This is a genomic window from Shewanella sp. 10N.286.52.C2 (assembly GCF_002874545.1).
In the GTDB taxonomy this organism is placed as follows: domain Bacteria; phylum Pseudomonadota; class Gammaproteobacteria; order Enterobacterales; family Shewanellaceae; genus Shewanella.
Map to the genome: position 1 here is coordinate 83,735 of NZ_MCTV01000005.1, position 12,642 is coordinate 96,376.

The 12,642-nt window shown below is 41.4% G+C and carries 12 protein-coding genes; 5 read left to right on the forward strand and 7 right to left on the reverse strand.

Translation table 11 applies throughout. The features are described from left to right. Window positions 1-161 precede the first annotated feature (161 nt). Both rpmA and rplU read right to left on the reverse strand, forming a co-directional pair. A complete protein-coding gene (gene rpmA / locus BCU94_RS02870; RefSeq protein WP_055024328.1) occupies window positions 162-416 on the reverse strand; it encodes a 50S ribosomal protein L27 in 255 nt (84 codons plus the stop codon). A 16-nt stretch (window positions 417-432) separates the two neighbouring features. After that, complete coding sequence (gene rplU, locus BCU94_RS02875) at window positions 433-744, reverse strand: 50S ribosomal protein L21 (RefSeq protein ID WP_076541221.1); 312 nt, start codon at window positions 742-744, stop codon at window positions 433-435. A 280-nt stretch (window positions 745-1,024) separates the two neighbouring features. On the opposite strand from rplU, the gene ispB reads away from it, so the two are divergent. After that, on the forward strand, window positions 1,025-1,996 hold the full coding sequence (ispB, locus tag BCU94_RS02880) for an octaprenyl diphosphate synthase (RefSeq protein ID WP_102438869.1): 972 nt from the start codon (window positions 1,025-1,027) through the stop codon (window positions 1,994-1,996). A 76-nt stretch (window positions 1,997-2,072) separates the two neighbouring features. Here the strand turns inward: ispB and ung are convergent, their stop codons facing one another. Beyond that, window positions 2,073-2,738: a uracil-DNA glycosylase gene (ung, locus tag BCU94_RS02885; RefSeq protein ID WP_102475569.1), complete on the reverse strand. Its 666-nt coding sequence runs from the start codon at window positions 2,736-2,738 to the stop codon at window positions 2,073-2,075. Window positions 2,739-2,806: 68 nt separating this feature from the next. Here ung and BCU94_RS02890 point away from each other — a divergent pair, with 68 nt between their 5' ends. Both BCU94_RS02890 and BCU94_RS02895 read left to right on the forward strand, forming a co-directional pair. Next, entirely contained in the window at window positions 2,807-3,352 is a 546-nt protein-coding gene (locus tag BCU94_RS02890) for a prepilin-type N-terminal cleavage/methylation domain-containing protein (RefSeq protein WP_102475570.1), read from the forward strand. A 119-nt stretch (window positions 3,353-3,471) separates the two neighbouring features. After that, window positions 3,472-3,804: a DUF3144 domain-containing protein gene (locus tag BCU94_RS02895; RefSeq protein ID WP_102438875.1), complete on the forward strand. Its 333-nt coding sequence runs from the start codon at window positions 3,472-3,474 to the stop codon at window positions 3,802-3,804. A 70-nt stretch (window positions 3,805-3,874) separates the two neighbouring features. Here BCU94_RS02895 and BCU94_RS02900 read toward each other — a convergent pair whose 3' ends face one another. Beyond that, window positions 3,875-4,492, reverse strand: a complete 618-nt coding sequence (locus BCU94_RS02900) for a LysE family translocator (RefSeq protein WP_102438877.1) — start codon at window positions 4,490-4,492, stop codon at window positions 3,875-3,877. A 196-nt stretch (window positions 4,493-4,688) separates the two neighbouring features. Here BCU94_RS02900 and BCU94_RS02905 point away from each other — a divergent pair, with 196 nt between their 5' ends. Continuing rightward, on the forward strand, window positions 4,689-5,219 hold the full coding sequence (locus BCU94_RS02905; protein ID WP_102475571.1) for a thioredoxin family protein: 531 nt from the start codon (window positions 4,689-4,691) through the stop codon (window positions 5,217-5,219). A gap of 87 nt (window positions 5,220-5,306) precedes the next feature. Here the strand turns inward: BCU94_RS02905 and BCU94_RS02910 are convergent, their stop codons facing one another. Further along, window positions 5,307-7,874, reverse strand: coding sequence for a TonB-dependent receptor (locus tag BCU94_RS02910; protein WP_102438881.1), 2,568 nt, complete (start codon window positions 7,872-7,874; stop codon window positions 5,307-5,309). Between the two features lie 474 nt (window positions 7,875-8,348). Here BCU94_RS02910 and BCU94_RS02915 point away from each other — a divergent pair, with 474 nt between their 5' ends. Beyond that, window positions 8,349-9,947, forward strand: a complete 1,599-nt coding sequence (locus BCU94_RS02915; RefSeq protein WP_102475572.1) for an AMP-binding protein — start codon at window positions 8,349-8,351, stop codon at window positions 9,945-9,947. 108 nt (window positions 9,948-10,055) lie between these two features. On the opposite strand, the gene BCU94_RS02920 is transcribed toward BCU94_RS02915, so the two are convergent. Continuing rightward, on the reverse strand, window positions 10,056-11,801 hold the full coding sequence (locus tag BCU94_RS02920) for an ABC transporter transmembrane domain-containing protein (RefSeq protein WP_277869668.1): 1,746 nt from the start codon (window positions 11,799-11,801) through the stop codon (window positions 10,056-10,058). 228 nt (window positions 11,802-12,029) lie between these two features. Then, the gene (locus BCU94_RS02925; RefSeq protein ID WP_102475573.1) at window positions 12,030-12,437 is read right to left on the reverse strand and encodes a hypothetical protein; all 408 of its coding nucleotides are present in this window, start codon (window positions 12,435-12,437) and stop codon (window positions 12,030-12,032) included. Window positions 12,438-12,642: the final 205 nt, after the last annotated feature.

The following is a 12,642-nucleotide window of genomic DNA, read 5'->3' on the forward strand; positions in this document are numbered from 1 at the left end:
AATAAATAATCAACGATGCAAAACATCGCAAATACCGCACGTAAATTTAATCCACTAATTTTTAATAAACTAAAGTCTAGCTAACTAAATCAACAATGAAGTAAAAAAACACAAAAGCCCCGCCAGAAGGCGGGGCTTTCAAAGACTGATTAGAGTCTAGATTAAGCTTCGATGCTAATAAACTTACGGTTATTAGGACCTTTTACTTGAAACTTAACTTTACCGTCTGTTAATGCAAACAAAGTATGGTCACGACCAATACCTACGTTTACACCAGCGTGGAATTTAGTACCACGTTGACGAACGATGATGTTACCAGCTACAACTGATTCACCACCAAAACGCTTAACACCAAGACGTTTACTTTCCGAATCGCGGCCGTTACGAGTAGAACCGCCAGCTTTTTTATGTGCCATGAGTTAGACTCCTAAATTATGCGCTGATCGCTGTGATTTTAACTTCAGTGAACCATTGACGATGGCCCATTTTCTTTTCGTGATGCTTACGACGATTGAACTTTTGAATAGTTACTTTCTCACCGCGACCGTGGCTAACCACTTCAGCAACAACTTTACCAGTTGCAACTAGAGGTGCACCAACGTGAACGTTCTCACCATCAGCAACCAATAATACTTGATCAAACTCTACAGTTTCACCAGTAGCAACTTCAATTTTTTCTAAACGAACTGTATGACCTTCAGCAACACGATGTTGCTTTCCGCCACTTTGAAAAACAGCGTACATAGCTATTTCACTCCAAATGGACTAACACTCCGGTTCATTGTTATGTTGATACCGGGTGCTAAAAACTTTTAATGACAATGGGCGCGGATTCTACGGCAAGATTTGCATTCTGGCAAGCGTTAAATTTGAATCAATAAAAAAAGCTCGGCTTAACTCCCACTATCTAAGAACAAAAGCTGCCTAAAGCATGAAAATTCGGTAAAATTTGTTAATATACAATTTGAACCTTATATAGTGGGCAATATAATTTTGTCCGGTAGCCTAATAACTAGAGACCATTATGGATTTAAACGCCATTCGTCAACTAGCTGATAACGACATGCAAGCCGTAAATCAGTTAATTTACAAACAACTTGAGTCTGATGTTGCATTAATAAACCAACTCGGTTTTTACATTATCAATGGCGGTGGTAAACGACTACGTCCATTGCTTTCAGTTTTAGCCGCTCGTGCTATCGACTATAAAGGTGAAGAACACCTAAAGTTAGCTGCCATTATAGAGTTTATTCATACGGCATCACTACTACATGATGATGTTGTTGATGAATCAACCTTACGACGTGGCCGTAAAACCGCTAATGCCCTTTTTGGCAATAGCGCTAGCGTGCTTGTTGGTGACTTCTTATACACTCGCTCATTCCAGATGATGACTGAGTTAGATAGCATGAAAGTACTGCGCGTACTGGCTGACACCACTAACATTCTTGCCGAAGGCGAGGTTTTACAATTAATGAATTGTAATGACCCTGAAACCACCGAAGAGAATTATATGCGAGTGATTTACTGCAAAACAGCTAAATTATTCGAAGCCGCGACCTTACTCACAGGTGTTATTGCAGATGTGAGCAAAGAGCAACAACACGCATTAGGTGAATACGGTAAATTTTTAGGTACCGCATTCCAACTAACCGATGACTTGCTTGATTACACTGCAGATGCTGATGAGCTAGGTAAAAATATTGGTGACGACTTAGCCGAAGGGAAACCTACCTTACCGCTAATCTATGCCATGGCACACGGTAATGATGAAGCTAAAGCGCTGATCAAAGACGCAATTGAAAATGGAGATGGCACCAAAGCTATCGACGAAATCGTCGCAGCCTTAAAAGATTCAGGTGCATTAGAGTACACCAAACAAAAAGCCGATGAAGAAGCGGATAAAGCCATTGCGGCATTAGCGCCAATTGCTGATAGCGAATACAAAACCGCGCTTATCTCATTAGCTAAGATTTCAGTTCAGCGTAATAACTAAAAACCACTAAACTAAGCTGTTACTGAATATTAAAATGCACTTGATTGCTATCAAGTGCATTTTTTATTGCTAAGACCTACACTTGCCAATCAATTGGCGCACTATTTTTTGCCACTAATAATTGATTAATAATTGAAAAATGTTTGCAGCCAAAGAACCCACGATAAGCCGATAACGGCGACGGGTGCGGCCCTGAAAGAATATGATGCTGAGGTGAGGTTATCCAGCGGCCTTTTTTTATCGCGTGAGCGCCCCACAGCACAAATATAATAGGTTCAATTTGTTGATTAAGGCATTGCATTACTTGGTCAGTAAAATGCTCCCAGCCCGCTTTTGAGTGCGAATGAGCCTTACTTTCTTCAACGGTTAATACCGTATTAAGCAATAACACCCCTTGTTTAGCCCAAGCCGTTAGGTTGCCATGTTCGGGAATGATAAAACCACTGATATCTTGCTTAAGCTCTTTGTAGATATTTACCAAAGAAGGCGGCGTTTTCACTCCAGCTTGTACCGAAAAACATAAACCGTGAGCTTGCCCTGCCCCATGATAAGGATCTTGCCCTAATACAACCACTTTTACCTGCTTCAATGGCGTTAGATCAAAAGCTGCAAAGGTCTCATTTTCTGGAGGGTATATCACCTTGCCTTGCTGGCGCTCTGTCGCTAAAAAATTCATTAATTCAATATAATAGCCTTGCTGTTGTTGCTCATTAAACAGCTGCTGCCAATTCGCATATTTCATCTCATACCTACCTATAACCCCTAAACCAATCTACAATTATTTAACAACACATTACTAAAGATGCCTAAATGCAAATTGAAAAGCTCAAAATAACTCAAACTGGGTTTACGCTTATTGAACTGGTTGTCGTCATTATTATACTGGCTATTTTAGCCGTCATCGCTTTGCCTAAGTTTATCAACCTTCAACAAGATGCGCATGTGGCAAATGTAAAAGCCACTGGCGGCAGCTTCGCAACCGGTATCAGCCTCGCGCATATAAAATGGGCTGCGTTAGGCTATTCAGGCCCTGCTGATAATCTGCCAATATTTGAAAATGCCGGTACTGATGGCCAATTAGATATTAATGAGTGGGGATATCCAGCACAAAACTGGCCTCCGTTTGAGCCATCACCAAGGCTAAACAACGTCGCTGATTGTATATCGGTATGGGAAACCGTACTACAAGATGCCCCCAGTGTTTCCACCACTGCCGATGAAAACGTATCAGATTACCAAGCCACCTATATAAATCCTGATCAATGTCGCTATTTTTATAACTCTCTAACGACTTTATCTATTTACTATGACTCTCGAAATGGTCAAGTGATCACTGACTCTGACCCAGACAGTTAAAATGACGTTATTGCTTAATAATTGGATCGAATCCGCAAGCTCAATGGTTTTTTACCTGAATTTAAGTTTTAAAGTGGGTAAACTAATTGCAATTAAACCAGTACTAAAAAGTGGAAAATATGTCAGAAGAAAAAACTGAAACAACAATGTACCAAATTGCTGATCAATTTATCGCGCTAGCAAACCAACTTAGCCAGCAAGAAAACGATATTGGCAAAGTCGGTACTGCCCTTCGCTTTGCTGCAGCACGTTACAATGCATTTGAAGCTGCAATTAAGTCTTCAAATTTAGAAGCTGAAAAAGATAATGCCTTAGAGTGGTTTTCTGAGGAGTTCAAAGGAATGTTAAGTGAAAACTTAAATGACCATATAAAGAACCCACCAGGAAGCCAGCAGGCATCAGAAGAGGCCGTTGTAGAGAAAGACGATTCAGTACAAGTATTTAAGAACTAACAACTGCTTTAACCAAAAAAAGCCATCGCAAGATGGCTTTTTTGTTCTCTCTATCTGTAATAAATACTATTTAAAATAGATTTATCAACACCCGAACTGCCAGCAAGATAAGTACCACACCCGATAACTTATCAATCAATGCCGCTTTGTTTCGTAACCGATTTAAGATCGGCCCATGGGATAACACCACGGCAATAAGGGTGTACCAAAGCCCATCAACAACCAAGGGCGTTAGCACAATAACGGTTTGACCTGCCATGGTTTCAGCTGCAAGCACAAACTGACTAAATAATGCTAAAAAGAATAATAAAATCTTTGGGTTAAATAATGATATCGCTAAACCGTCTCTTGCAGCCTCAAGTAAAGATGCTGGCACTCCTGCTTGTAGCTTTTGCTCCATACCACCTTTAGAGTTTAGTGCTTGAAACCCCATCCAGGCCAAATAAAGCGCCCCCAGAATCGCAATACCGTTAAACACAATTGGCGACTTTTCTAGCACCACTGCAAGCCCTAATAAGGTCACCAAAGCATAAACACCAATACCTATTGAATGTGCCCAGGCACAAACAACACCATGTAATCGCCCACCAGATAAAGTATGTTTTAACACCATAGCTAAACTAGGACCTGGAGACATGGCTCCTAAACAACAGATAGCCAATAGACCTAACCACGTACTAAACGCCATTTTATTTCCCAAATCATTAATGAGTGAATATTCTTACAATTAAATACAGATGATTATATTCATTTAATTATCTGCAGTTTAATAAAGGCGTAACGTTACCATGAATGACCACTGACAACATGGGTTTAACCTCAAATTAAGTAAAACTTGATATAGTCGCCTATATCTTCTGCATAATTAACTGAGAACACATCCTATGGCCTTATTGCTGCCAATATTACTTGGATTACTATTAACCGGTATCGGTTTACTGATTATCCTAAAAATAAAAGGGAATAATATTCCTACTGCGATCATCGTGTTACTTAGTTTTATGACCTTATGTTTTGGCGGGGTGTATGCTTTTTTACAAAAAGATGAAGATTACATTGCTTATAAACGCTTGCAGTGGCAAACGCTTAACCCAAGCCAAATAGCGCCTTTAGTTGAGCAAGGCTATACTGTATTTGTGGATGTATACGCGGACTGGTGCTTGCCTTGTCGAACCAACCAAGCCAATGTCACCCATAGAGAAAAAGTCGTTAATGTACTTACTGCAGATAATATCATTTTAATGCAAGGCAATTGGACTGAACCTAATGCACTTATCGAAACCTATGTAACCAATGAAGGCGGCATGGGTACGCCATTCAATAAAGTTTACGGCCCTAAGTACCCACAAGGGGTTAAGCTGCCAACAGTGCTCACCATTGAATCATTGTTTGATACTTTAGATGCGGTTAACTGATTCGATTAGTGTTTAGCAAGTTCAACTCAATAAATTTATCGCAAAAAAAAGACTGCAGATGCAGTCTTTCTTGTTCAAGTTAAACGCTTAAAAGCTGTAAGTTAACTTACCGTAGTAGAAGCCACCGTTATAATCGAATGGACCACTTTCATAGTAAACTGCACCTAGAGCACCTAAAGTACCGTCTTTAAGCTTTTGAGCTTCTTGGTCGAAGATATTATTCGCACCCACTGAAATAGTTAATGCATCAACTACCGTATAACTCACTTCAAGGTCAACAGTGAAAGCAGAATCTGCCGTTTCAGAACCCCAATCAGACGTATCATCAGCATGGGTTGCATAGTATTCACCAAAGTAATTACCACGTAACGATACGTTTAAATCGTCCCAGGTTTGATTCCACGTTAAGGTCGCACGATGAGCAGGAATACCATCTTCTAAACGACGCACTTTACCTTCGTCAGTAGTATCTGGATCAAACTTATCAACGTTTGTATCCGTCCAGCCATAGGCAAGACTGAACATTGAGTCACCAGACATCAGCTCTGTTTCATACGAACCCACAATATCAATACCTTGAGTTGTAGTATCAAAGTCATTGGTATAATAAGTAACCGCCGAAATTAACTCAGGAAACTCTACTCCCGCCGCTCTTAACGCATCATAATCATCCGCTTGTACTTCAATTTGACTTGACTGCGCCAGACGACCTGTCACTTCAATATTGTAGTAATCAACCGTTAAGAAAAAGTCTTCATACTCAAATACCGTACCTAACGCATAGCTGATGGATTCTTCCGGTTCTAAAACTTCACCACCATAAAATGCCGCTAATGGATCCGTTGGTGGAGCAATAAATGTCTGGATCAAATCACCGTTTACAATCGAGGTTTGAGTGTTAACCACATTCTCTTGACCGACTGTTGGCGCTCTAAACCCAGTGCTGTGTGAGCCACGAATTGACAAGTAATCATTCACTGAGTATTGGGTTGAAATCTTATAATTTAAGGTATCGCCGAAAGTAGAAAAGTCCTCATAACGCAGCGCTAAACCCAATAACCAATCATCAGTTAAATACGCTTCAACATCGGCATAAATACCAATATTGGTTCGAGAGTTTTTACCCGCAGCTTCAGGACCAAAACCTTTAAAGCCATGGGAACCAATATTGAAACCTTGATCTGCGTATGGGCCAGCTAACCAAGAAGCTTCTTCACCTTGAGTAATTTCAAATGACTCTTCACGCCACTCAAAACCCGTTGCAAAGCTAATATCTTCAATTGAGCCAATGGTGAAATAACGCGAGAAGTCGAGGTTGACTGTGGTTTCAACTTGCTCGTAAGCACCGGTATCAAAATCAGTTTGAGTATCTTCAGGGTTAGCCGCTAAACCTAAAGAAGGGTTAAGCGAGTTCCTTAAGCTAAAACTTGCTTTGTTGGCACCGGTACCTGCACTGGCATCATAAGCCCACTCACCAAATTCGCCTTCAAAACCTAAGAAGAAAGACATATCTTCAATGGTCCCAGCAAATTGAGGGGTATAACCACCTGGGCGCACTTGGTTCATTGAGAAACAGTTAGGATCTGCAACCATTGCTGCATATTCAGGGGTATCAAGTACATTAGGTACATTTGCAGGCACAACATCACATGTTGATGGATCGCCATTTACTGCCCCCACTAGCAAGGTTTCGCCGCCATCAAGGGAGTAAACATTGCCACGGTTATGGGGGTTACGGTAATAGAAGCCACCCACAGCATCTCTTGACGATACGTTACCAAATGCATAAAGGCTGTGCTTGTCATTAAAGTCAAAGCCAAGATTCGCAAATACAGTGTAATCATCTTTAATTTCTGGGTTACCCCATATTTGGGCAGGATCATTAACGAATGTGTTTCCTCCCGCAATTAAACCCGCAGCATCAGGGCGCTGTACACTGCGACTGGTTGCATCAGCAGTTTTGTATTGCGCACTAATATTAACGAAGCCAGCATCTGTTAACGGCAATCCGATGTTGCCATCCACGGTTGTCGTTGCACCATCGCCTTCATAATATTCACCGTGAGAAACAGAGACAGAGCCACCTTCAGCGCTATCTTTTAATTGGAAGTTCATTACACCTGCAATGGCATCAGAACCATATTGCGCCGCGGCGCCATCACGCAGCACTTCAACTTGCTTTAACGCAATACTTGGAATCACCGAAATGTCAGGCCCTTGAGCACCATCATTTATGCCACCTCCTTGGAATGCAATGACAGAAGCACGATGACGTCGCTTACCATTAACAAGGATTAAAGTACTGTCTGAAGGCAATCCACGTAAATTGACTGGGCGTACAAGGGTTGCAGCATCACTAATCGGCTGAGCGCGCGAGTTAAATGATGGTACTGAGGTGACCAACATATCAATCATGTCGGTAGAGCCATTCTTCCTTAAATCATCAGCGCTAATGATATCGATAGGTACAGGGGACTCACCCACTGAACGAGGTGCAGCGCGGCTACCTACAACAGCAATTTTTTCTACATTGTCTGCAACTTCTTCCGCAGCTGCGACTTGAGTAGACATGACTGAACCAGTCAATGCTACTGTAATTGCGAGGCTTAATGAGCTAAAGCCAAACTTGGTTGTTTTCTTTAGATTGGTCATCATGTGGTCTCTTTATTTATTATATTTTTGCTTGTGACTCATTTTTATTCATAAACATATGATTAAAAATCGTCTCTCCCAAAATGAAATACATCATCTCAGTTACATTTCTATAACAAATGCAAGCTAATTGCGAACAATTTCGATTACCTCTCAAAACAATCTACGCATTTCGAGGTAATAACAGAGTAAAAGACTAAAACACTAACTAAATGAATAGCAAGGCAGTTGATAACGCTGACTTTATACTTACAAACCAATTAACCATGAGGCTCAAGAACACCTTTCTAGTTCAAAAAACCATCAAAACTGAACGAATAGATAATGCTAACCATCAGCCATTATAGAGCAAAAACTCCATTCTTTTTAATACTATAATTTTACAAAGCTATAGAATGTTGTTGACCTGTTAACTAAAACCACTCTAATCTAAACGCCTGTTTGAAATGCAGCAAAAAAACAACAAAGGGGATAAGCATGGGGTATGACGCAGATAAAGAACTCAATCTACAGCAATATGATTCATTGGTAGATTTGATCGAACAAACTTGCCAACGTTATGGGGATAATGTGGCTTATGCTTGTTTGGGGAAACAAACCACCTTTAAAGAACTCGAACTTGCTTCACGTCAGTTTGCCGCCTACATGCAAAACCATAGTCAGCTAAAACCTGGGGATCGCATCGCGATTCAGTTGCCAAATATCACTCAATTTGTGATTGCCGCATACGGTGCAATTCGTGCGGGGCTAATCATAGTCAACACTAACCCGCTGTATACTGAACGTGAGCTAATCCATCAGTTTAATGATTCCGGCGCAAAAGCCTTGGTGGTGTTATCTGACTTATTACCCACATTAAATAATGTAGTTGCGAAAACTGATATTGAATTAGTCATCAGCACCCATGCACTGGATTTAATTAATCCTCAGCCTCAAGCCGACACCCCTTTTGCAAAAGTCGAATTTAACCACATGCTCGCCTTAGGTGAACAATCAAGCTTTAGTCCTTACAAACCTCAGCAAGAAGATCTAGCCGCGCTGCAATACACTGGCGGCACCACGGGCTTATCAAAAGGTGCCATGCTAAGTCATCGCAATATGTTGGCTAACTCAGGCCAAGTAAAATCGCGTATTGCCAGCACTATGACTGAAGGCAAGGACATTTTTGTCGCGCCGTTACCGATTTATCATATCTATGCCTTTATGGTGAATTTAGTCCTGTATTTTGAATCTGGCAGCTGCTCAGTGCTAATCCCTAACCCACGCGATATTGCAGGCTTAATAAAGACTATGGCCAGTTATCCGTTTACTGGCTTTGCAGGGCTTAATACTTTATTTGTTGGCCTATGCCACCAACCAGAATTTCAAGCATTGGATTTTAGTAAGTTAACCATTACGCTCTCTGGCGGCACAGCACTGACAAGTGCTGCGGCAAATATTTGGCAAAAAACTACTGGCAGTATGATATCTGAGGGTTATGGCTTATCAGAAACCGCCCCGGTAGTGAGCTTAAATGCGCCGGGTTACCAAAAGTTAGGCACTATTGGTAAACCTGTATTGGCCACCGAGGTTAAAATATTAGATATAAACGATGAAGAAGTGCCATTAGGTGAAGCTGGCGAACTTGCAGTTAAAGGCCCACAAGTGATGCAAGGCTATTGGCAAAAGCCTGAAGAAACCGCCAAAGTCATGACCCGTAACGGTTATTTTAAAACCGGCGATATTGCAGTCGCTACTAAAGATGGTTTTCACAAAATAGTCGATCGCAAAAAAGACATGATTATCGTTTCAGGTTTTAATGTTTATCCCAATGAAGTGGAAGATATTTTATCCCAAAACGAATTAGTGCTTGAGTGCGCGGTAGTCGGTGTCGAAGATGAAAAATCCGGTGAAGCAGTTAAAGCAGTGATCGTTTTAAAAGATCCCTCAATTGATGAAGCGCAAACCAAACAGCAAATTTCAGATTATTGCCGCAGCCAATTAACAGCCTATAAAATTCCACGCATTATTGAGTTTACCGAGCAACTGCCGAAAAGCACTGTGGGTAAAATCTTACGCCGCGAGTTAAGAAAGTAGCAGTCCACGGTATATGATTTAAAAGAAATATCATTCGTAACAACATCAAAAATGCCTTCACAATTGAAGGCATTTTTTTATCGCTGGCTAAACTGAAAATAGTCAGCGCTAAGCAGATTCTTGCCCTATGTCAATGTCAGCGAGTAATTGCAAGCTGGCAAACGCGTTATAAATTTCACTTGTATGCATTAGCTCTTGGTGTGTGCCCACAGCAACGACTTGGCCTTTTTCTAACACCACAATTCTGTCGGCATTAATCACTGTGGCTAATCGATGGGCAATGATCAAGGTGGTTCTGCCCTGCATCAGATTATCTAAACCTTGCTTTACATACACTTCACTCACCGCATCTAGGGCACTGGTGGCTTCATCTAATAATAGAATAGGTCTGTCTGCCAATATGGCTCTGGCAATGGCAATGCGCTGTTTTTGACCACCTGAGAGCTTAACGCCTCTCTCACCTAAATAGGTATGATAGCCGTCAGGTAACTCATTAATAAATTCATCAGCTTTAGCTGTTTTACAAGCGTTAATAACCTCATCTTCGCTGGCATCAACCCGGCCATAGCGAACATTTTCAAGTACGTTAGTGGCGAAAATAACTGAGTCTTGTGGCACTAATGCATACTGCTCGCGTAATTGGTTTAAGCTCAACTGCGAGATATCAAATCCATCTAACTTAACAGCGCCTGAGCGAGGTTGATAAAAACGTAGCAGCAATTCAAATAAGGTACTTTTACCGGCGCCGCTTTCTCCTACCAACGCAACTCTTTCACCCGCCTTAATCTGTAAATCAATGCCTTTAATGACATCATCGGCAACACTAGGGTAAGCAAAACGTAACTGCTCTAGACTCAGTTGGCCTTTAACCTCATCAGGTAGCATCTGAGGCGTTGTAACTTGTGGTAAATCAATAGGAGTGTTCACTAACTCAACTAATCGCTCTGCAGCGCCTGAGGCGCGCTGAATTTCACTGAACACTTCACTAATGGTGGCCACTGCACCTGCTGCCATTACCGCATAAAACATAAAGGCGGATAATTCACCAGCGGTAATATTTTGCGCCATCACATCTTGCGCCCCAACCCACAGCACCAAGGCAATAGCGGCAATACTTAAAAACATTACTGAAGATATTAAAATAGAGCGATAGAGAATACGGCTTTTAGCCGCGGTCATCACAGCTTCAACTTGCTCATTGAACACGTAGCGATCTTTACTTTCATGGCCGTAGGCTTGCACGGTATGAATTTCATGGAGGGTTTCATCGATATACGCCCCCAGATCGCCCACTTTATCTTGGCTGGTACGTGAATACTGACGCACTTTTTTACCAAGAAAAATAACCGGAACAAACACCATAGGCACAGCCAGTAACACTAAGCCCGTTAACTTAATACTGGTCAGCGCCATCATCACTATAGCGCCGAGCACGGTAACACTTGAGCGAAACGCCATCGACAAACTACTGCCCACCACACTTTGCAATAACGTGCTGTCAGCGGTAAAGCGTGAAATCACTTCACCAGTGCGCTGCTCGGCAAAAAATGCCGGCGATAATGACAATAAATGGTTATATATTTTCAAGCGAATATCAGCGATAACCCGCTCACCTAGCCAAGTCATTAAGTAAAAGCGACAAAAGACCGCCGTGCCACTTACTGCGGTTATCACTAATATAAACAAGACGATTTCATTGAGCCGGCCAGCGTTATCAGCCACAAAGCCTTCATCGACCATCATCTTCACTCCTTGGCCTAATGATAACCAAGCAAATGAGCCGATAAATAAAAAGATAATTGCCGCTACCACTCTCATTCGATAAGGCTTCAGAAATGTCATAATCCACGGCAATACTGGAAATGCTTGTTTAGACGATGGCTTTTGTTCAAGTGGCTGTGAAGGCGAGTCAGTAGTCAAAATAGATACCAATAAAAACTAAGTAGCCAAATAGTACCAATAAACAATCAAGCAGATGAAGATAAATATAGCATTGACAATACTGAGCCAATTATTGAACTCAGCATTGTTGCAAAATGGTGCAGGGTTTTACTATTGCTTGCAGTAAAACAAAACAGTAGATTAGCTCAAGCTGTTACTGTCGATGGTTTTCAGTGAGCGTAAAAATATCCCTAAGCCGCCAACACTCAGCACTAAGATAACAATTAATTCGAACGCGCTCATTTGGGTAAAGCGAAAATTAATTGAGCTAATCACGCCGAAGATAAGCGCAACCAGTGAGCCAAAGGTTAGGATCCAGCCAAAAATATTTTTGGCATTGTAAAACATCAAACCTACTCCAAACATAAATGGGATCATGATCATGCCACTGGTCAGGTTCATACCGCCCATTCTGTATAGACTATGCCCCATACCAAATGAACTGGTGATTTTAATGGCATTCAGTAGCATATAAAAACCACCGCACATCATAATCAAACCAATAAAAAATGACCCAATTCCACCTGACGTTCCACCTGCACCTTTCATACAATTCCTTTGTAAATGTTAATGTTATTAGCGCGTTGAGCTTAATCTATTGCCTATGTAATCTAGCATCAGTCACCTTGGCGCTGCAAACCTTATCAGCCTATGTCGAACAAATACGCCACAGGGCAATTTGGGTGTAAGGCGTCATCATTTTAGATATGGCGATTAAACGGGGCGATTAACTGCAGATAAGCCCTGAGTTCCT